The organism is Rubrivivax albus (genome assembly GCF_004016515.1).
GTDB lineage: Bacteria > Pseudomonadota > Gammaproteobacteria > Burkholderiales > Burkholderiaceae_C > Rubrivivax > Rubrivivax albus.
Window position 1 is genome coordinate 53,570 of the sequence record NZ_SACT01000011.1, and the last position, 20,555, is coordinate 74,124.

19 protein-coding genes and 1 pseudogene are annotated in these 20,555 nt (G+C 66.0%); 9 read left to right on the top strand and 11 right to left on the bottom strand.

Going from position 1 to position 20,555, the window contains the following annotated elements:
* Positions 1–39: 39 nt before the first annotated feature.
* A complete protein-coding gene (locus tag ENE75_RS23245) occupies positions 40–573 on the top strand; it encodes a sigma-70 family RNA polymerase sigma factor (RefSeq protein WP_199232399.1) in 534 nt (177 codons plus the stop codon).
* Positions 570–1,370, top strand: coding sequence for an anti-sigma factor family protein (locus ENE75_RS23250; protein ID WP_128201206.1), 801 nt, complete (start codon positions 570–572; stop codon positions 1,368–1,370). Before ENE75_RS23245 ends, ENE75_RS23250 begins: the two co-directional genes overlap by 4 nt.
* A gap of 28 nt (positions 1,371–1,398) precedes the next feature.
* Here ENE75_RS23250 and ENE75_RS23255 read toward each other — a convergent pair whose 3' ends face one another.
* On the bottom strand, positions 1,399–2,043 hold the full coding sequence (locus ENE75_RS23255) for an MBL fold metallo-hydrolase (RefSeq protein ID WP_128201208.1): 645 nt from the start codon (positions 2,041–2,043) through the stop codon (positions 1,399–1,401).
* Positions 2,044–2,544: 501 nt separating this feature from the next.
* On the opposite strand from ENE75_RS23255, the pseudogene ENE75_RS24955 reads away from it, so the two are divergent.
* Positions 2,545–2,655 (top strand): annotated as a pseudogene (locus ENE75_RS24955) (arginase); the annotation flags it as partial.
* A 17-nt stretch (positions 2,656–2,672) separates the two neighbouring features.
* On the opposite strand, the gene ENE75_RS23260 reads toward ENE75_RS24955, so the two are convergent.
* From ENE75_RS23260 to ENE75_RS24960, 8 genes are all read right to left on the bottom strand, one after another.
* On the bottom strand, positions 2,673–3,938 hold the full coding sequence (locus ENE75_RS23260; RefSeq protein WP_128201210.1) for a phosphopantothenoylcysteine decarboxylase domain-containing protein: 1,266 nt from the start codon (positions 3,936–3,938) through the stop codon (positions 2,673–2,675).
* A complete protein-coding gene (locus ENE75_RS23265; protein WP_128201212.1) occupies positions 3,928–4,797 on the bottom strand; it encodes a transglutaminase-like domain-containing protein in 870 nt (289 codons plus the stop codon). Before ENE75_RS23265 ends, ENE75_RS23260 begins: the two co-directional genes overlap by 11 nt.
* A gap of 376 nt (positions 4,798–5,173) precedes the next feature.
* The gene (locus ENE75_RS23270) at positions 5,174–5,698 is read right to left on the bottom strand and encodes a methyltransferase family protein (RefSeq protein ID WP_128201214.1); all 525 of its coding nucleotides are present in this window, start codon (positions 5,696–5,698) and stop codon (positions 5,174–5,176) included.
* Positions 5,695–6,108 (bottom strand): hypothetical protein, encoded by a 414-nt coding sequence (locus tag ENE75_RS23275; protein ID WP_128201216.1) that lies wholly within the window; start codon positions 6,106–6,108, stop codon positions 5,695–5,697. The genes ENE75_RS23270 and ENE75_RS23275 overlap by 4 nt, the downstream gene beginning before the upstream one ends.
* Positions 6,109–6,220: 112 nt before the next feature.
* A complete protein-coding gene (locus tag ENE75_RS25825) occupies positions 6,221–6,373 on the bottom strand; it encodes a PEP-CTERM sorting domain-containing protein (protein WP_128201218.1) in 153 nt (50 codons plus the stop codon).
* A gap of 407 nt (positions 6,374–6,780) precedes the next feature.
* Complete coding sequence (locus ENE75_RS23285; RefSeq protein WP_158289066.1) at positions 6,781–7,863, bottom strand: hypothetical protein; 1,083 nt, start codon at positions 7,861–7,863, stop codon at positions 6,781–6,783.
* A 178-nt stretch (positions 7,864–8,041) separates the two neighbouring features.
* The gene (locus ENE75_RS23290) at positions 8,042–9,238 is read right to left on the bottom strand and encodes a helix-turn-helix transcriptional regulator (protein ID WP_128201222.1); all 1,197 of its coding nucleotides are present in this window, start codon (positions 9,236–9,238) and stop codon (positions 8,042–8,044) included.
* 240 nt (positions 9,239–9,478) lie between these two features.
* Positions 9,479–9,637 (bottom strand): hypothetical protein, encoded by a 159-nt coding sequence (locus tag ENE75_RS24960; RefSeq protein ID WP_158289067.1) that lies wholly within the window; start codon positions 9,635–9,637, stop codon positions 9,479–9,481.
* A 150-nt stretch (positions 9,638–9,787) separates the two neighbouring features.
* On the opposite strand from ENE75_RS24960, the gene ENE75_RS23295 reads away from it, so the two are divergent.
* On the top strand, positions 9,788–11,122 hold the full coding sequence (locus ENE75_RS23295; protein WP_128201224.1) for a hypothetical protein: 1,335 nt from the start codon (positions 9,788–9,790) through the stop codon (positions 11,120–11,122).
* A gap of 179 nt (positions 11,123–11,301) precedes the next feature.
* On the opposite strand, the gene ENE75_RS24965 is transcribed toward ENE75_RS23295, so the two are convergent.
* On the bottom strand, positions 11,302–11,583 hold the full coding sequence (locus tag ENE75_RS24965) for a hypothetical protein (RefSeq protein ID WP_158289068.1): 282 nt from the start codon (positions 11,581–11,583) through the stop codon (positions 11,302–11,304).
* Positions 11,584–11,645: 62 nt separating this feature from the next.
* Here ENE75_RS24965 and ENE75_RS23300 point away from each other — a divergent pair, with 62 nt between their 5' ends.
* The gene (locus tag ENE75_RS23300; RefSeq protein WP_128201226.1) at positions 11,646–12,269 is read left to right on the top strand and encodes a tyrosine-type recombinase/integrase; all 624 of its coding nucleotides are present in this window, start codon (positions 11,646–11,648) and stop codon (positions 12,267–12,269) included.
* Between the two features lie 232 nt (positions 12,270–12,501).
* Positions 12,502–14,808 (top strand): FAD-dependent oxidoreductase, encoded by a 2,307-nt coding sequence (locus ENE75_RS23305; RefSeq protein WP_199232400.1) that lies wholly within the window; start codon positions 12,502–12,504, stop codon positions 14,806–14,808.
* A 501-nt stretch (positions 14,809–15,309) separates the two neighbouring features.
* Here ENE75_RS23305 and ENE75_RS23310 read toward each other — a convergent pair.
* Positions 15,310–15,891 carry a hypothetical protein gene (locus tag ENE75_RS23310; RefSeq protein ID WP_128201230.1) on the bottom strand — a complete coding sequence of 194 codons (582 nt, stop codon included), beginning with the start codon at positions 15,889–15,891 and terminating at the stop codon, positions 15,310–15,312.
* A 1,112-nt stretch (positions 15,892–17,003) separates the two neighbouring features.
* Between ENE75_RS23310 and ENE75_RS23315 the strand changes: the two genes are divergently transcribed.
* The 3 genes from ENE75_RS23315 to ENE75_RS23325 all read left to right on the top strand — a co-directional run.
* Entirely contained in the window at positions 17,004–17,987 is a 984-nt protein-coding gene (locus ENE75_RS23315; protein WP_128201232.1) for a PDDEXK family nuclease, read from the top strand.
* Positions 17,984–20,266, top strand: coding sequence for a TnsB C-terminal domain-containing protein (locus tag ENE75_RS23320; RefSeq protein ID WP_128201234.1), 2,283 nt, complete (start codon positions 17,984–17,986; stop codon positions 20,264–20,266). Before ENE75_RS23315 ends, ENE75_RS23320 begins: the two co-directional genes overlap by 4 nt.
* 10 nt (positions 20,267–20,276) lie before the next feature.
* Positions 20,277–20,555, top strand: a 279-nt coding sequence (locus ENE75_RS23325; protein WP_158289069.1) for a hypothetical protein, incomplete at its 3' end; no start/stop codon positions are given.

Consider the following 20,555-nt stretch of genomic DNA (forward strand, 5'->3'; position numbering starts at 1 on the left):
GATCGGGAATAGCCTCGGGCCACCGAGCGTATCCCTGTCGTGACCACTGCGCCCCCCGCCTTCCGCCAGCAGCTCATCGGGCAGATCCCGCGGCTGCGGCGGTACGCGCGCACGCTGGCCTTCGAACCGGAGCGGGCGGACGATCTGGTGCAGGCCACGCTGGAGCGCGGACTGATGCACTGGCACCAGTACGACCAGCGGCGCGACATCGGCGTGTGGCTGCTGTCCATCGCCCACAACGCCCACATGGACCAGCTGCGCCGCGACCGCCGCCTGTCCACCGTGGACCCGGCCGACCTGCAGGCGCTGCAGGACCGTGGCGGCGGCGACGCCGGCACCGACGTGGGCCTGCGCATGGACCTGCTGGCTGCGCTGGCCCAGCTGTCGGCCGAGCAGCGCGAATCGCTGCTGCTGGTGTGCGTGGAACAGCTCAGCTACGCCGAGGTGGCCGAGGTGATGCAGGTGCCGTTGGGCACCGTGATGTCGCGTGTCTGCCGCGCCCGTGCGGCGATGCGCCAGCTTCTCGAGGGCCGTGGCCCGGCGGTACAGCCGGCACTGCGGCGGGTGAAATGACGAACGCACCGAGCGACGAACAACTCAGCGCCTGGCTGGACAGCGCGCTGCCCGACGACGAACAGCAGCGCGTGGAAGCCTGGCTTGCCGCCAACCCGGAAGCCGAGGCCCGCGTGCGCGCCTGGGCCGCCGACCGCGACGCGCTGCGTGCGCTGGGCGACGTCTGGCTGGTCGGGCCGGTGCCCGAACGCCTGGTGCAGGTGGTGCAGCGCCCGGCCCAGGCACCGGCCTGGCGGCAGGCCGCCATGGCCGCTGGCCTGCTCGTGGCCGGCGCGGCGCTGGGCGCCGGCGGGCTGTGGCAATGGCAGCAGCATCAGGCGGGACCCACCGCCGCCGTGCAGGCCGGCGCCGCGCTGGCCGGCCCCACCGGCTGGGTCTCGCGTGCCGCCTACGCCCACGCCGTCTACGTGGCCGAGCCACGGCACGCGGTGGAGGTGCGGGCGCAGGAGGAGCACCTGGCGCGCTGGCTGACGCGGCGCATCGACGTCCCGGTGAAGCTGTTCGACCTGCGCGACCAGGGCTTCGAGCTCATCGGCGGCCGCCTGCTGCCCGACGGCGATGGCAAGAGCGCGCAGCTGATGTACCAGGATGCCCAGGGCCTGCGCGTCACCGTCTACCTGCGCAAACCGCCCGACGGTACCGAGACGGCCTTCCGCTGGGAGCGGCAGGGCGAGCTGGGACTGTTCTACTGGGTCGAATCCGGCGCCGGCTATGCGCTGGTCGGTGCGCTGCCCAAGGCTACGCTGCTGGCGCTGGCGGAGGCGATCTACCGGCAGCACCCGGGGGCGGTTCGCTGAAGGCACCGCGGACGCTTGAGCCGCAGGGTCAGGCGCCGTCGCCCACGAACGGATTCGTCCGCCGCTCAGCCCCGAACGTGCTCTCCGGCCCATGACCCGGCACGAACACCGTGTCGTCACCCATGGGCCATAGCCGCATGCGGATGCTGTCGAGCAGCTGCGCATGGTTGCCACCCGGGAAGTCGGTACGCCCGATGCTGCCGGCGAACAGCACGTCGCCGACGAAGGCCACGCCGCTGCCGGCATGGTGGAACACCACGTGCCCCGGCGTGTGGCCGGGGCAGTGGCGCACCGTCAACGACTCATCGCCCAGCGTCACCGTGTCGCCGTCCTCGAGCCAGCGCGTGGGCACGAAGGGCTCGGCAGGCGCGAAACGGAACATCTGCGCCTGCTGAGCCAGCGCGTCGATCCAGAACTGGTCGCCACGGTGCGGCCCGACGATGGGCCGGCCGGTCTCGCGCGCCAGCTGCCCGGCACCGCCGGCGTGGTCGATGTGCGCATGGGTGAGCCAGATGGCCTGCAGGTCGAGCCCGCGCTCGGCCACGGCGGCTCGCAGCCGTGGCAGTTCGCCCCCAGGGTCGATCAGCGCCGCCGCATGTGTCCGGCCGCACCAGACTAGGCTGCAGTTCTGCTGGAAAGGGGTGACAGCGAGGGTGAGGCGTTGCAGCGGCATGCGGTGTGGGTTTTCGGATCTATGTGTCGAAACGGGGTCGTTTTTCGACACTTTAGAACGGTCGCCACAGCCTGTTCCTGCAATAAAGCGTCGATCCGCACCATCACGGTGCATTCATCGAGGTGATAGGTGGAGCCTTGCCGACAGACGTAATGTGTCGAATTTTGGAGAGTCGGAATAGCAGCGTAAGGAGCCTGTCGCCGACCGCGGGCGAACTCCCGGTAGGCGCTATCAAGCCGACCTTCGACTCGGCTGCCGTCGCGGACGTCAGCGTCCGCAGTGCGAGTGACAGCCGACGCTGATCCCACTGCTGCTCGGCCTCACCGCCTGAACGGCTGGTCCGTCACTGCATGACGGGCTCGTCTCGACCCATCAGAGACATTCGATTGTTTGACCTCGTTACCGAAAAGCGGCCAGTGGGGACACCTAGCGCCGCACGCCGGACAGAGCTACGGCCGACTCAAACATTAAGTGCTCGGCGGCTGGCTGTGCCTCGCGGTCATCATAGAGCTCAACTCGGCACTGGACGTGCGCAGCAAGAGCGAGGTACTGGCGGTGGGCCTCGTCGCGAGCCTGCTCGGCACGAGCAGGCTGATGCGCGAGCGCCGCTGAGGCCGCTCGCTGCCGGGTCACGACGCTCGACTGGCAGGCCGCCGCGTGCGCTCCAGATGTTCGGCTAGGCGCACCGCGATCTCCCGCTTCGATTCCATCTCGACCAGCGGCGCCGAGGCCGAAAGCAGGTAGGCGCGATGCATGCCTGCGTCGGTGTAGTCCTCCTGGCGGTTGAGGATCACCGCGGCGTGGCCGGCATCCAGCCGGCGCTGACCGATCTGCACCAGATCGTCCAGCGTGCACCCGATCTCGAACTTGAAGCTCACAAGTTGCAGTGCAGGGTGCGCCTGCTGAACGAGGTCGACGACCTTTTGCGTGGGGCGCAGGTCCAGGCGCAGTGCCGGGTCTCCGCTGCGGAGCTTGCCTTCGAACGCGTGGCTCGGTGCGTAGTCGGCCACCGCGGCGGCGAAGATGCCAACTTCCGCGCCCACCGTGGCCAGGTGTTCCAGGACGGTGTCGCGGTACTGCGCAAAGGTACTCACGCGGTGCACGTTCAGCCAGGTCGGCGTCGGCATCGCGGCGCTGCCCAGCAACAGCGTCACCTCCGCACCGCGCCGGTGGAGTTCGCCAGCGATCTCGATGCCCAGCGTGCCGCGGAACTTGTTGGTGATGCGCCGCACACCGTCGATCGGCACAGGGGTAGGCCCGGCGGTCACCAGGATGCGTGCGCCCTTCAACGGCGACGACGAGACCACCCGGCAGGCCTCGCTGACGATCGCGTCGATCTCTGGCAGATTGTGCTTGCCATGTGCGTCGCGCGGCCGCATGACGGAAACGCCCCAGGCCTGCAATTGCACGAGGCTGTCGTGCAGCACGGGGTTGTGCATAGTGCCGTGCATCGTCGGCACCAGCATGACCTTGGCACGCCCGCGGGCCATCAGCCCCAGCGCCGACGCCAGCGTCGTCGTCAGCGGGCCGTCGGCGATGCCGTGGCGGCACTTGTTGATCGTGTTGTAGGTGGCCGGCGCGACCAGGTACAGGTCGAACGGCCGGCTGGCCGCGAGGTGCTCCGAGTCCGGCGACAGGGCGCCCACCACCGGATGGGTCGAGGCCCACGTCAGCGCGTCGCGCGTCGTGTAGCGCAACGCTTCCGCGGACGCATAGCACACCACCTCCGCCTGCTGGCGCCTCAGGGCCCGGGCAAGCAGCGGTGCCTTCATCGCAGCGATGCCGCCGCTGACCAGCAAGGCCACGCGACGCCCGGCCAGGCCCTGGCCAACTACGCGCACGTCGTGGTCGCCGACTTCTGGGCTTTGCGGCGGCTGGATCGGTTCAACGGTCATGCATGCTCCTGTCGTTTTGCTGGGCGGCCGGATCCCGCAGGCGGAGTCGCCAGCGCTGCCAGGCCTCGCTGGCGACGAAGGCAGCGTGCAGGGCGGGCCGCTGCTCCCGAAGCCAGACGAAGAAGCTGTCCTGTACGCTCCTGACGCTCTGGTGCTTGTGCGCATGCATGCGGCAGTGCTCGAGGTAGAGGTTGAAGACCGCCAGCACCTGCGGCGCTGTGCGGCGCCGCTTCTCGAGCATCCTGTCGATGTCGGGGCTGGGATGCTCGCTGCGACGGACCAGGTGGCCGGGTTCGATGTGCAGCCTTGCGTGATCGTCGCCGCCGAAGGCCACCAGGCGCGACTGCGGCGACAGGTGCACCGTGCGTTCGGACAGCATGCGGTCGTCCGTCGGGTCCGCTTCGAGCCAGCGGCCGCCGAGCAGCACGCAGCCACTGACGTGATTCGATTCATGGCTGACGAAGACCTTGAATCGATCGGAACACAGCGGACCGAAGTACTCCCGGGTGCGCACGCGGTGCACGTGGAACCCGGACGGGATGCCAATGGACCTCAGCATCGCAGCCATCAGGTTGGCCTTGTTGGAACACGAGCCGGCGCGCAGCCTTAGCGTCTCCGACGCGCGATGCCTATGGATGCCGACCACGTACCGGATCTCGTCGCGCGTCCAGTGGAACACGCGGACGGCGCGGTCGCGATCGGTCCGCGCGCCGCGCGTGATGTCCGCCGCGGCGTCCCGCACGGGCTCGCTGGCCGCGTCGCAGTAGCGGCTGGCCTGCACGAAGGCTGGCGGCACGCCGTCGGGCGCGTTCGGCACGTGCCGCTGATGCGCAACGTGTTCGGTTCGGATGTGGTGCATCGGTGTGGACTCCCTGTCGGCGCCGACGCGGGGGTTCGATGCCCCTTTGCGTCCCGTCGGGACCACTGCCGCCGCCAGCCATCGATGGTTCCGGCGTCACGCCGCCCTCGCATCACCAACTTGCAGTACGCGACCGAGCACTTCCGACAGGCCCCTTCGGCGGGGCAGGCGCCGTCGGCGGGCGTGTTGGCCACGTGAAGCACGCGCGCAGGGACGGCGCATCGCACAGCGTGCGGCGAGTGGAACTGCCGGTCTTCAGAGGGCGCGCAGCGTCCAGAGCTTGTTCACACTGCAGGCAGGGTCGCGAAGGCCCATCAATTCGGGCCCATCCAGGCGCTGCGATGTCCGACGTATTGACGACGGCGCCGCAGCCCGCTCATCCCATCCGCGCCAGAGCACGACTCTCCACGCGCGCCGATCTCCAGTAGTAGATGCCGACGATCAGCGCCACCAGTGCCAACCACAGCGAGCCGCTGGAAATGAAGACACCAATCAGGATCGTCACGTTGCTCACGTAGATCGGGTGGGCAATCCAGCGATACGGCCCAGCCTTGACCCTCTCCGGCGGCACCCTCAGGTCGTAGCACGGGCTGTAGTTCGCACCCAATGCACGAATCGACGCCTCGAACCCGAACAGACCCGCCAGCGAGACGAACGACCCGAACAACTGCAGCGCAGCGCAGTCATGGATCTTCAGAAGGAACTGCCAGTCCATCCAGTAGCTGCAGACGGCCACCACGGTGCCCAGGGGGACCAGGGTCACGTATACGGGAAGGAAACTCGCGTCCGACGCCAATTCGGCGCGTTCCTTGGGATAGCGTGAATTCAGTGCCCGATAACGCATCGACGAGAACACGACGGCAAAGATCAGAACGACCGTCGAAAGCACCTGGGCAGTCATGCTTCGCCGATGACGATGATCATGGCCGTTGCGTCGATGGCGATCGGGCCGACCTCGGATCGCGCCTTCGCGTGGAACTTGTTGCGCGACAGCTTGCGGAACTCCGTGAACTCGATTCTCTGGACCAGCGCCTTCTCGTCGACGACCATGTCGCGCAGGGATATCGAGAGCGACGTCGGCCAGACCTTCAATGCCTCGGCCGCATGCACGTCCGCGTTCAAGCCGAGCCTGTTACACGCGTAGACATACGTCAACTTCTGCATCTGCACCAGCGCGGCGATGAAGGTCAGATGGCTCGGGCTGTTCAGCATCGCTGACTGATACGTGCGATCGAACTGCGCCTCGATCCACGTGCCTCCGATCCTGAATTCCCGGACGTGCAGTTCCTCCAGAACATGTCGTTCCGGCATGACATTGAAATGAATGCGACAGACGGATCCGCATGGCACAACCGACTGGAGATCCGTGCCTGCCATTTCAGGCAATTGCTGCCTTGAACTCAGAGGTCATCTCCCGGGTTGATCAACCAGACCGAGCTGTGCCTGATCGCCTTCGCAGCCATGCCAGCGCGGTCAGCCCCAGCGCCAGCAAGCCCGCCGCCGCCGGCTCGGGCACCGCGGACAACACGATCTGCTGCCCCGCCAGACCGGGCAGACCGACGACGTTGACATACACCGCCCCGGTGCCCTGCGAGAGCCTGTCCGACTACAGCCCCGGATAGGTGCTGGCCGATGCCTGCAGCACGAAGGTCTCGAAGCTTAATGTGCCGTTGAGATCGAAGAACCCCACCCCGTAAAACGCCACTTCGTAGATCGCTGCGTTGCGCGTGAGCGCCAGCCGTAATCACGTCCGGCGAAACGGCAACGTTGAAGATGCCGGCAAAGTTGTCCAGCGCGCTGCCGGGGCCGACGAGCGTGGCCGTGCGGAACACCTGCGACTGGCACGGGAAGAGGTAGTCGACGCGTACTTCGTCACCCGGCCGCAGCCCGGCAGCCAGCGCCGGCGTCAGCCCGGACAGCGCCGCAGCCACGACGGAAGCCAGAGAACCCAAACCGTGCATGACGGCCCCTGCAGTGCGCCAGTCACGCGTTCGACAGATGACGGCCAGTGGGTGCACCGTGCCGCCGGCTGCGCACTCCCAACAGGGCCAGGCCGAGTGCGGTCAGCCACAGCGTGCCCACCACGGGCACCTGCTGCGCATTGAGCGCCTGCAACGCCAGCAGGGCTTCATCGTCGTTCATCTCGGAGAGCACCAGCGGCGAGAAGCCGTCGGTCTCGGCCACCAGCAACCCGCCTTCGACCCGCGTGGCGAGCAGTTCCCAGAGCCCCAGGTCCTCGTCGAAGTGGAAGACCTTCAGCGCCAGCGGATTCACACCCACGGCATACGGGATGTAGATGCTGGACGTGCCGACCAGGTTGCCGCTGACGTCGATGTCCCAGGCCTGCAGCCGGGTGGAGAAGGTGTTGAAGACGAAGAGGTCTGCTTCGGCCAGCGTCGCCGCCGGGTTCACCGCAACCTGCAGGTCGCCATCGGCCGCGAAGTCGATCGACAGCCCCCCGGAACTGCCGCCAGCGGCACCACCGAAGAAGTCCACCGGCCCGCTGCCGTCGGAGACGGACTGACGCTCCTGGATGGTGAGGAAGCCGTTCGTGAGCGTGTTCGGAATCGGGTTCACGCGGTCGCCCTGCCGCGTGGCCGCGTAGCTGCCAACCCCCTGCAGGTTGTAGGCGAAGTAGTCCAGCGGCTCGCGTGCAGCCAGGTTGGTGAAGCCGTCGGAGTAGTACATCACGAAGTCATTGAACCCCGTGCCGTTGCTGCTCATGCCATTGCTGAAAGTCTCGGGCACGTCGCCGTGCACCTGCACCGTGCCGGTAACCAGGCCCTGGGTGTTGAAATAGACCTGCACATAGGTGTTGGCCGTCGACCAGGTCGTGTCGGCGGCGGGGTTGGACGGGTTGGGCTGGAAGGTCTGCGCCTCGCTGAAGACGATGGTGTCCGGCCGCACCTTGACCGAATCCCTGCCCTGCGACACGGCAGCGTCAATGAGCGCTGTGTCGACGGTTGCCGACCACGACCCGGTCAGCACCGAGTACGGCGTGCCGCTGACGAAGAAGCCCAGGAAACTGCTCTCAAGCGTCAGCACGGCGCCATGGGCAGGCGCCATCGAGGTCACGGCGACGAACGCGAGCCCACCGACTCCGCGACGGAAGTGAGCCATGCACATCGATGCGCCTCCTCGTGTCCTGTTCAGCATCCGCCCCTCGGTTGGGCCGTCAACCCACGCATGCGACGTTCCCTGCGCATGGCCGCGCGAGCATCACCCGATCGGAGGACGTCGCACATCACCCCCCGGATTCCGGGGGGGTGGGTGGGTCGTCGTTCACCCCACGTACCGGCGGCGCCAGCTTGGCGGCCAGCCGCAGCAGGTCCAGCTGCGAGTTCGCGCCGGTCTTGGCCATCGCGGTCTTGAGCTGCGTGCGCACGGTCTCCAGCGAGGTGCCGCGCTGCTCGGCGATGTCGCGCGGCGCCAGGCCGTTGACCAGCGCGTCAGCCACCTGTGCCTCGGCGTCGGTCAGCGCGAACAGCTTCGCCAGGCCCTGCAACGACACCACCTGCGCCACCGCCGGGTCCACCAGGAAGACCGCGGCGCCATGCAGCATCTCGCCGTCGCTCAGGCGCTCGCCGTGCAGCGGCATGGCCTCGGCCAGCACGGCGCGGTCGCCGCGCTGCAGCACCTGCGTGCCACCACCATGCAGGGCCTTGCCGGACGCGGTGCCGATGCAGCCGGCCAGGAGCCGCTGCACCGCCGCGTCCTGCGCGACGTCGGCGGCGCGCAGACGCCCGTCGCGCGTGATGTGGACCGCACCGCTGGCAGCGCAGGCCGCATGCGCGCTGGTGTTGGCCGCGGCCACGCGACCTGCGGCATCGACGATCACTAGGCCCACCAGCAGCCGGTCCAGTACCGACAGCACTAGGCCGTAGCGTTCGGCCAGCCGGTCGAGCACGCGGTGCAGTTCGCCGGCGCGCGCCAGGTGCGGCAGCACCGCCTGCAGCAGCGACTTCTCGCGGTCGCTGTGCGAGCCCCTGGATTCCAGCCGGTTCACCGAAATGTAGTCGCGCCACAGGCCGTGCGTGCTGACCTGCGCGCTCATGCACCAGTAGCAGCCCAGTGCCTCGCGCTGGTACTGGATCCATTCCGACGCGTCCCAGGCGGCACGGTCGGTCACGTACTCGAACTCGCGGAACACCTGGCCCGGCACCAGGTTGTGCAGGTAGCGGAAGCGCACGTCCTTCTGCGCGCCGTTGGGGCCCTGGTAGGCCGCGAGGTCAGCCTCCGCAAAGCCGGCGAACGCCGTGATCTCGTTGTGCAGCGTCTCGCCGTTGACCAGCAGGTAGGCCGTCGCCTTGCTGCCAGTCAACCCGCCGATCGCCGCGACCGCCCGTGCCCAGCCATCGGCATTACCAGGCGCCTGGTAGACGGCGTGCACGGTATCGAGTAGCGGCTCTAGGTCTTCAGAGCCGAAAGCAGTTGATGCCATCGCGGCGCCTCTCCTACACCAATTGGGGTATGAACCCAAATTGCTTTGTCTAAATACTTTATGTCATCGATCCGCGCTTACCCAGCACGGCTCGCTCGTGTCGTTCGACGGCACCCCTGAGACGAGGGGTCAGTGGGAGGGGACGCAGATGGCCATAGAAGACCGCAGGGTTCCGAGTACTCAGCGCCCCGACCCTGGTGTGCCGCGCCTTAGCTCCTGCGCAGCGGGCCGCGCATCGCGCTACGTCTGGTCGGGACGGCGGTGCGTGTCGATGCCTCTGAAGGTGGTCGGCGTCAAGGCAGCCTTCTCGGGCAGCACCGGGAACACCAGTACCACGGGTGCACCGCCAATCTTGCCGGTGTGCGCATCTGTCATGTGGACTGACAGCGTGACGATCATGCCGCCATCAGGCTTCAGCAAGATCGCTAGCCAGTCAATTTACGGCCTGATGAAGGTAGCCAGGTGATGCGTGTAGCCCTTTGTACGTCAGTGGTGGGTTTGCTGTTGGCAGGCTGCGGTGGGGGTAGCGGTGGTGATGGCGCCATTTCCTTGACACTCAGTGCCACAGTCGCGGGGCTTGAGGGGACAGGGCTGGTTCTGCAGTACAACGACCAGGCGACCATTGACGTTACGTCGAATGGCCAAGTAATTCTCGCCTCTGACTTGGTTTCAGGATCTGCCTATAGCGTCAAGGTGTTGACGCAGCCAAGCGACCCAGGACAATCGTGTGTGGTTAGTAATGACACCGGTACTGCCACGTCAAACGTCGACAATGTCACCGTAACCTGCACAACGACAGAGATCAAAGCCTATCGAATTGGCGGAGTCGTATCAGGTCTGTCAGGGTCTGGCTTGGTCCTTCAGAATAACGGCGGTGACGACTTGTTCATCGCAGAGAATGGCGCGTTCACATTCCAGACCTCGGTCGCCGATGGCGCGAGCTATGCGGTCTCGGTTTCGGTGCAACCCGAGAACCCGGAGCAGAACTGCGCAGTGAGCAACGCTAATGGGACAGCACAAGGCGCAGGAATCGATAATGTTCAAGTGGCTTGTACAACCCGGACTATTTACCAATTGGTGGAGGTCTCGGGAACAACAGGTGCGCCAGGCAGTAGCGGGGAACTGCTGGCGGCTTGCCCAGTCGACAAGCCCGTCGTAGGCGGAGGCTTCTCTGCTTCAGGCACTGACCGCGTCTGGAACGTTCTCTTCAGCGCGCCCTCAGAGATTGCGACCGAGGCTGCGGGCACCCGCGCTTGGCGCGTTCGCTTCACGTCCCTGATAGAAGGACAACTGGTCAAGGCGTACGCTGTGTGTGCCTCCCTTCCTGGGTCGTCGCAGCCAACAGTATTTACCAGTGACGGATTGTCGAATGACGGTGTGATTGCTCCTGCTTCGGTGGCAGTCCAATGCCCCTCTGCCCAGAAGATTCTCAGCGGCGGTTTCGGATCGTCAGGCCCATTGACAAACGTTCAGTTCTTCGAAAGTCATCCAGCAGGTTCAGATTTTAGGTTTATCGATAATACAGGTTGGGCAGTTGGTATATTTCAGGATCAAGATGGTCCTTGGTTCAGCAGACTTATCTGCTGGGGGCGTCCTTTAGACTTCGTGCAGCCGTTGGTTGAACAATTCAGTGTCACTGGACCGGCGGGCACCGTGGCCCAACTCACTGCCCAGTGCCCAAGTGGAATGCGTGTCTTGAGTGGTGGCTATCGTGTTGTGAGCAGCGTCGGTGCTGAGTTACTTTGGCGAGTAACCAGCAGCAGACCGGGACTCGCGACCGATGTGGAGAGTGGTCCGGCCGGGGATGATGGATGGACGATCTCGTATGTTTCGGGAGGTGAAGGCGTATCGATCTCGGCGGTCGCAGCGTGTGCGCCAATTTAGACTGCTCGATTTGGATTTTTGATATCTCGGTCGACACTTCCTATTTCCGATATCAATGCTTCATGGCCGCGCTTAGGTTGCGGCCATTCGAAGAGTCGCCGCTCACAAGACAGTCGCGCGACACCTATCGCACCCATTTCCTCGCCATGGGCTTCGGACGGCCCGAGTCACGTGCTTGTTCAGGTCCCGGGCGAAGACGTGTTGGTTGAGCAGTCGTTCGCGACTGCCCGCTCCTGGCCGTCAGTGTGAGTACGAGGCGGCGGCAGGAAGTTGACTTTCAGCGCGATGGCTCCGCCCGCCAATGTCAGCTTGCGGCGATCTCCGGGGAAGCCCGGTCCCGGCCAGTTGCCGTCGCCCGCGGGCGACGGCAACTGGCCGAGACTGATAGTTCGCCGCCGCGCCAGGAAGCCGTCACTCGGCGGGACATGGTGGCACCTCTCCGCCAGCGAGAGGCTCAGCAAGGCGGCGACGGACCTGTTCTGAGGCGCATCCTGTGAAACCCTCAACTCGATGGGAGACCATCATGGGAACCACATGTAGCGCTATTCATCGCGAGCCTTGGAACAAGGGAAAGCTCGTCGGGCAGAAGGCACCCTTCAAGCTCAAGGACATCTGGGCGCTGCGTGTCCGCCTCCAGATGGAGGGCCGGGTGCGCGAACTCGCCCTGTTCAACCTCGGCATCGACAGCAAGCTGCGCGGCTGCGACCTCGTCGCGCTCAAGGTCCGGGACGTGTGTCATGGCGACCAGGTGGCGACGCGCGCCGTTGTCATGCAGCACAAGACGCAACGACCGGTCCAGTTCGAGATCACGCAGGCAACCCGGGATGTCCTGCAGGCCTGGATCAAGCAGGCCGGGCTGAAGTCCGAGGACTTCCTGTTCCCGAGCCGGCTGCACGACTCACCCCATCTGGGCACCCGACAGTACGCTCGCATCCTCGGGCACTGGGTCGATGAGCTCGGCCTGGACCGCGCCGAGTACGGGACGCACTCGATGCGCAGGACCAAGGCAACACTGATCTACCGGCGCACGAAGAACCTGCGGGCCGTTCAGCTGCTCCTTGGGCATTCGAAGCTCGAGTCGACCGTGCGTTACCTCGGTATCGAGGTTGACGACGCCCTCGAGATCTCCGAGCAGACGGAGATCTGAAGCCGTGGACGGCGGCCGTGCTGGGGACCTATCAGCGCGGCCGCCCTGAACGGCAGCTATCTGGGGCCGGGTCGAACTGCCAGTTCCGGCCATCACCGGTCCCCGGTGAACGGCAGCTTGCTGGACTCGGGAACGCGCTGGCGCCATCACGGCGCCGGTTTCGTGGTCCAGCTCGCCGGGCGCCCCTTTGCGCGCGGTCAATGCGTTTCCAGCCACCCCGCAAAGAATCCGCATGCAGCCGACGCAGGAGGTGGCCATGTGGGACGTCATCGTGATCGGATCCGGGATCGGCGGGATCACGGCGGCCGGCCTGCTGGCAGGCGTCGCCGGGAAGCGGGTGCTGGTGCTGGAGAAGCACTCCGAGCCGGGCGGCCTCACCCATGCCTTCCGCCGCGATGGCGCGTCTTGGGACGTGGGCCTGCACTACATCGGCCAGGTCGCGCCCGGCTCGCAGCCCCGCGCGATCCTCGACTACCTCTCCGGCGGCGCCCTGCGCTGGAACCGGATGCCCGACGACTTCGAGCGCTTCGTCTACCCAGGGCTCGACTTCGCGGTGCCCTCGGAGGCGAAGCGCTTCGCGCAGCGGCTTGTCGAGCGCTTCCCCGACGAGGCCGCTGCGATCCACCGCTATTTCCGCGACGTCCGCGCCGCCGAACGCTGGGCGATCCTCGGCTTCGCCCAGCGCATGGTGCCGAGGCCGGTCGTGCCGCTGCTGCGCGCCTGGCGTCGCCTCACCGGCAGCACGGCGACGCAGACGACCAAGGCCTACCTGGAGGCCCACTTCCGCTCGCCGCAGCTGCGGGCGCTGCTCGCCACGCAGTGGGGCGACTACGGACTGCCCCCGTCGCAGAGCGCTTTCGCGATCCACGCACTGATCGTCGCCCACTACCTGGACGGCGCCTGGTTCCCGGAGGGTGGCGCCGGACGCATCGCGCGGACCTTCGAGCCCGGCATCGAGCGCCACGGCGGCGCGGTGCGCGTGTGCCAGGAGGTGGAGTCGATCCTGCTGCGCGACGGGCGCGCCGTGGGCGTGAAGGTCGTCGACCGCCGTGGCGCCAACCCGCAACGGGTCACGCACCTGGCCCCGGTCGTGATCTCGAACGTCGGTGTCCCGATCACCTTCGGTCGGCTGCTGCCCACCGACGGCGAGGTCGGCGCGAAGACCGACGCGCTGCGCGCGCTGGCCGGCCGGCTCGGCAACGGTCACTCCGCGGTGACGCTGTACGTGCGGCTGAAGGCCAGCGCCTCCACGCTCGGCGTGCGCGGCGAGAACTACTGGATCAACGCGGACACCGACCACGACGCGTTGGCCGACCAGGGGCGCAGGCTGCTCGAGGGGCAGCCGTCGCACATCTACCTGTCGTTCCCGTCGCTGAAATCGGGGGACGACCGCTTCCACACCGCCGAGATCATCGCGGTTGCCGACACGGAGGCCTTCGACGCGTGGCGTGACCACCCCAGGGGCAACCGCGGCGCCGACTACTCCGCGCTGAAGACCCGGATCGGCGACGGGCTGCTGCGTCTGGCCGAGACCGCCGTTCCCGGGCTCGGCGCGCTGGTCGAGTACGCGGAGCTGTCCACGCCGCTGACGGTCGAGCACTACACCTCGCACCCCGGCGGACGCTTCTACGGCCTCGCGGCCACGCCGGAGCGCTTCCGCTCCGCGCCGTTCGGACCGGCGACGCCGATCCCCGGTCTCTACCTGTCAGGGCAGGACGCCGTCTCCCTGGGCATTTTCGGGGCGATGATGGGCGGGTTCGGCGCCGCCTGCCAGGTGCTGGGGTCCAGGGGCTATCCGATGATCCGCGCCGCGATCGCGAAGGGCCCGAGTCGCGCCGCTGACGCGCAACGCGCGGGCGGCGCCATGGCTCCGGCAGCCGCGGGCGACAAGCGGCGCGCGGTGCTCGTCAGCAAGCAGCGGTTGACGCCGACCATCTGGCGGCTCGCGTTCGAACTCGACCGCCCGGTGGACGGCTTCGCGCCGGGCCAGTTCGCCCGGCTGGAGGTGGCCGGCTACGAGTGGCGGGACTACTCGATCGCGGGTTTGGACGGCAACACGGTGCACTTCCTGATCAGCACCCGCACCGGCGGCCTCGGATCGCAGTTCGTCGCCGGCGCCGAGCCTGGCACCGCGACCCGGATCGAGCTGCCGCTGGGGCACTACACGCTGGCCCGAAGCCCGCGCCGCAAGGTCTTTGTCGCCACCGGCACCGGGCTCGCGCCGTTCCTGCCCATGTTCCGCCAGCTGCAACAAGACGGGGGGCTCGACGCCTGCGAGCTGGTTTTCGGCTGCCGCACCGCGGCCGAAGACATCACCGCGGGCCTGACGCCACTGCCCGCCACCGTGGTCGCCTGCGTGAGCCGCGAGAGGGCCCGGCCCGGCGGCTTCCAGGGCCGGGTGTCCGCTGCGCTGTCGAGCCTCGCCTTCGACCCGGCGGACACAGACTTCTACGTGTGCGGCTCAGCGGCCATGGTTGCCGACTGCAGGGCCGTCCTCGAAGCAAGGGGCGCAAGCCAGATCCTCGTCGAGGCGTACTGAAGCGGGGGGAGCGCGCTGCCGCTGGAGTGAGGGGCGCTTGGACGTCTGACCGCGCTCCAGTCGGCACAGGACCAGTCCCACGCGGGTCAGGATCCCTTCGATCACCGGCTGCTCAAGGGTGGCCGCGTTGATCTTCAGTTGCCCGGCGCTGCAGTTCGGGCAGTGCTGCATGTCGATGTCGAACGACCGCTTTGCGGAGTCCAATCCCATGATCTCTACGTCCGGTGCGGGTCGGGTTCAGTCGGACGCCCACCGCAGAAGCAGTCGTTCGTCGGCCGCCACGCCAGCAACATCGGGCGAGTGACCGGTCAGGAGGGCGCAGCCGTTATCGGCGGTCTCAAGCCGCGTGTGACCGTTTCCGCTTCGAGCCGCCACTCGACCGCCGAACTGGACTGGCTGCAATCAGTCTCAACCGGCTGTACGGCTTGAAGACCAGCGCCCTCGGCGGCTCGGGCAAGCCCAGAGCCTAGGCAACTGGCCCGGAGCGCAGTCGGTTAGCTGTTAGCTGGACCGTTCCAGCTTGTCCAGCAGCGTGATCAAGTAGTCAATAACTTCGTCGTTCAACGCACGCATCCGCGCCGCGTCAGACTGCAATTCGCCAAAGGCAGCGTTCAGCCTTGTTGCCATTGGGAGCAAGTGCAGGGACGCTTCCATGCGATGGCGCTTTACGAGCTTCTCCCGAACGTCGGTCCATTGCTCGGCCCGGACTGATTCACTCTCCATCTGCTCCCGAAGCACGTCCTGCTCGGCGTCGGCGTGCTCGAGCTTGGTGTTGAGCTGTCGGATTTTTGCGCGCAACTGGCGCAGACGCTCGATGTCTTCGTCAGCCGCTGCTGGCGGGGGTGCGTCATTGACCGGCGGCGTCGCAGTGGGCGCTGGTCCCGCTGATGGGGTCCTCGGGCGTGCGGTCATGTAGGCCAGCAGGGCTGCCTCGACCAACTTCGAGTCCACCAAGGGCGGCGTGCCTGCAAGGGCAGCCTCGTCGCGGTGGCGTCGCATCAGCTCACGTGCCTCGGCCGACAGGTACAGCACGACGGGCGTTCGGGCAGGTTCGCCCGCGACATGCCCGTCCGCATTGCGCATCCGCCGATCGAACTCCCGCTTTCTGTCGGCAGCGCTCGTCGGTCCGCTTGGCGATCGAGGCCGACCTCGAGTTGCCATCCGTGAAGTTCCCCTCAGATTCAGATGATCGGAATATTCGTTCTAGGAACGAAAACGCCGAAATCGAGAAGGCGCAACCTTCTCCCCATGCCGCCCGTTCTCACCCATTTCCGCACTACCGGCGACCTCACTCGCCCGCCATGCCTGCGCCACGCGCCGGGTTCACTTCCCTGCTGCGGCACAGCGCGCCAAGCTCTGAGCCAGCGCCTGGCGCAACCCCATCCGACACAACCACGAGCCCACCACCGCGACCTCTTCGCCTGCGGCGAAGAGACGTCCCCACCCAACCTAAACCAACCAACCCTTCGGCATGAACCGACCTTTGGTGAGGCAGCCGTCACCCCTGACGTCGAGACGCTAGCACAAGGCATCCGCGTCGCCCGCGCCCACCCGCCTCGAGCAGGCCTCCGCCATAGCGGCGGACTTCGTCTCCCTCCCTCCCCAGTCACAACTTCTTTTCGGAAGCCCATTTCGGGCAGCCGAGGCTGAACTCATGCCTTCATCTTTTGCAAATCCCCAGAGTCGCGCGTTCCTGAGCACTGCTGTGGGTCGCAGCGTCATGGCCACCGACCAGCGCCTTCGCTACATCCGCCGGCGATACGGCCATGCGGGCGCCGGTAACCAAGCGTCGTGGACCGAAGCGACGTTCGGTTCCTTGGCGGCGATGAGCGATGTCGGTGTGCTCGACGTCCAAGTGTCGACCACACCAAAGCACCCGTGCTCACGAGTGGCGGATTCCGCGGTCAGGAACATTGGATGTGGCGCCCTTCGGATGGTGTCCCGCCAAGGCCATCGCCGTGAAGTAACCCCGGCGCACAACGCTGCAAGCATCTGCAACGCGCAAGACGCCAATCAGCAAGCCATGGAACAGCCCAGTCAGGGACCTGACCAGCACCCTGTGAAGGCCATCGCGGCAACCCCTTGCACTGGCCCGCCTCAGCGCCGCTAGTCGCCCGCAAACCACTCCATTCACGACAGCCCGTAGACCGATCGAGTCGACCGGTCGTGCGGACTCAAGCCTGAAAGACACGCAAATGAAACACGAAACATACGACGAGTTCCTCACAGATGCCAAACGAGGACGCGTCCTGACCAACTCCATCGGCAAGGCGCCGATGACCCGAACCCGGCTGCAGTCACTGATCCTCCAAGGCTTCGGCCAAGGACGGGGAGATGACTACCAGCCCTGGATCACCGTGACCCGGGGCAACGCACCTCGGGCGTCCAACCACATCGTCGCGATCGGCTCCATCGGAAGCCGTCCCATGCACTTCCTGTCGACCCTCGAATACAGGGCCGGGCGCGTCGCAAACTGGCTGGGCGCTCTGGAGATCCGCACCCAGTTCCCGCTCTTCCCCTGGCGCGGTCACCCGCATCCGATGGCTGGATTGGAGCAAGGCTACGACGCGTGCCTGCCCGTCATGCCCGGCCTCCTCGAAATCGCAAGCGAGGCAGGAATCAGCCATGGCACCTACGTGGGATCGCCTGAGCTCCCGTATGTAGCCACCAGCGACCTCGTCGTGAGGTTCGGCCCAGCCAGCACGCAGAAGTTGACGTTCTGGACGGTCAAGCCAGCCGGCGCGCTGAGGGCTGAAAGGCCGGGCTCGCGCATGCGGCAACGCATCGATCTCGAGCGGCTCTACGCCGAGAAGGCAGGAGGGCGTCATGTTCTCTTCGACGGAGAACAGTTCAGCGACATCCTCACCGCCAATCTGGACTGGCTCGAGCCCACGCGTCATGAGCGAACAGATGCAGAGGAGATCGAGCGCCGCAGCCGCTTCGTCCACGCCTTCAATTCACACCCAGATGGCGTTGCGCTGCGCGACCGAATCAGCAGCGCTTCAGCCGCCATCGGCGCGGAAGTCGTGGATGGGCAACGCTTTTTCCGAGCCGCTGCATGGCTCACCGAAATCGACATCGATCTTCGCGCTCGCGTCCTGATGTCCGCACCGATGAGAAGCGGCGGCAAGGCGCACAAACAAGTGGTCTTTCAACAAATCGCAGGAGAGAAGCAATGAACCCCGAAATCAAGCCCTGGATGATCGTCTCGCGCCTCAAGGAGGGCGCCAGCGAAGACATCGGCGTCATCGTCAGTGTGAACACTCCGCCCGGCACCTACACCTTGGCACCGTTCCCGCAGAAGAGCAAAAGCGGGCGAAGGACCAAACACCATCTGAGGCCCGCAAAGCAGGAGGACATCGCGGCGCTCGAACGTCAGATCGACGAGCACCAGGTCGCGCTGCGGGAGCAGACACATGTCGGGCTGCAGGCCATGTCTGCGGCCGAGATCGAAGAGATCGCCAACGACGTCAATCACCCTCAGTCTTCCAGCTACCAGACCGCGCTGCAGATCATGCACCAGCAATGGGCCTGGATCGAGGCCTACGTCAGACGCGCTGGCGCTGGTATCGAAGCTCTTCTCGACCGGAGTGCGATGTGTGCTCACGCCCGGTCGGCGGCAGAAGAGCATAAGGTCAGCGAGGGTCGTGTGATGCGCGCGCTCCGGGCCTACCTCATCGGCGGCATGCGCCAAGAAGCACTGCTCCCTGCGTGGGGTCGCTGCGGCGCCCCCGGCCGCCCACGCCTGCCCCGCACCGACCGCAACGGCAAACATACCAGCCGCCCGGGCCGACGGAATCCGGCAGCCCGGAACGGGATGGTCGAGCATCTGGGAGTCGTGTCGACAGAGGATGTCAGAACGCGTCTACGGCTCGGGTGGCGCCAGTTCAAGACGTCGAAGAAGGTCTCGGTCCAGAAGGCCTTCGCGCTCACCCTGGCCAAGTACTGGGCGGAGCGCGTGGAGGTCACCGACAAGGGCCGCAGGATCACGCTCCTGCCGATCGAGCAGCTACCGACCTTGGATCAGTTTCGGCATCACGGCCCTGCGAATGACAGCAAGCTCAGCGCTCGACGCATCAACATCGGTGAGCACCGATGGGACCGTGACTATCGAAAGGAGTACGGGAATGAGAGGAGCAGGCTCATGGCTGCTGGCCAGTGCGCCTCACTCGACTCCACATCCGACGACCAGAACCTGGTCTTGAGCATTGACCGCCTCGCACGGCTGCCCTCTTCCTGGAACACGAAGGTCCGTGAAACCTACACAGGCTACATCGCATCCTTCTACTCGGGCTTCGAACGGCCGTCGACGCTGACGTCATTGATCGCCGTTGCCATGGCTGCCGAGAGCAAAGTCGAGTTCTGTGCGCGCTACGGCCTCAAGATCACCGACGACGAGTGGATCTCACTGAACTTCCGACGGATCAGAACTGACAACGGCGAATTCAAGTCCGAGAAGGGCATCAATGCCATGACGGCCTCCGAGGTCAGCATGGAGTTCGCCGAGGCATACGCGGCGGAGCGAAAGAACGGCGTGGAGAGCACCCACTTCCAGCTGCAAATCGGAGCCACGCACGAACTGCCGGGCAGCACACAAGGCCAGATCCGACAGCGCGGGGATGAAGATCCTGCAAAGGATGCATGCCTGACGCACGCCGAGTACATGCACCACGCCATCAGGTGGATCCTGTACCACAACAACGTCCAGCGCGTGGAGCACCTGCTGACGATGGAAATGCGCCGCGACAAGGTGGAGCCCACACGAGCAGCAATCCTCAAGTGGATGATCGCCAACGGCTACGTGGTGAGCGACGCGCCCAACATGACGCAGATCCGCAGACTATGTCTGCCTCGCCTCAGGGCCAAGGTCAGCGCGAAGGGCATCAACATCTTCGACCCGACCAGCAAGGACACCCGCTACATCCCGAATCTGACCTATAACTCCGGCGCGCTGAGGGAGACCGGTCTCACCGATCAAGGCCTCGCTCAAGACGTCTGGGTTCATCTGAACCCGAATCACCTGGGAAAGGTCTGGCTCCTTCACCGCGAAGGATTGGTCGAGGCCGATCTGCAGACGCACGACGCCGAACTGGCAGACCTCTCGCTATGTGAGTGGCTGCAGATTGCCGAGAGCGACCGTCTGGACCGCTATCTCACGGGTGGTAAGCGCCTGGAGGTCCTGGCGAACGATGGGACCGCCCGCTATGACTCAGCCAAGGAAGCCAAGGCAGCGCGCGCACGGCAGCAGAAGAAGGAGGCCGGTTCGCCGCCAACCCGGGGGATGACCAAGCCAGAGGCCGCGGCCAGGCAAGCGCAGCTCGATCAGTCGGAGCGCCTTCGCCTCAATGGACTGCAAGCGGCCTCTTCTGCCAATGGACCGGCCGACAAGCTGCTCGGCGACAAATCGAGCAATGAGCCTGCATGGGTCGCCGAGGCCCGTGCTGCGCGAGCTGCCTGAGGAACATGCCATGAGCAATTTCTCTGCGTCAATCGACCGAAATCCCCTCATCGAAGGATTGCCGTGTGACATCACCGAGATCGAATGGTGGAACAGGCTGAGATTCGACCCATTCGCGGGCAACGATCTCCAGGAGCTGTCGCCGTTCCGCAAGCAGCTGTTTGCGCATTTCAGCGATCGCGGACACCCGTTTCACGCTGATCGCGGACACCGTTTCACGCCGATGGCGGACAGCGCACAGGGCATGCGGGTGACTGGGTTCATCGTATCTCAGGTGTCCGCGATGGCC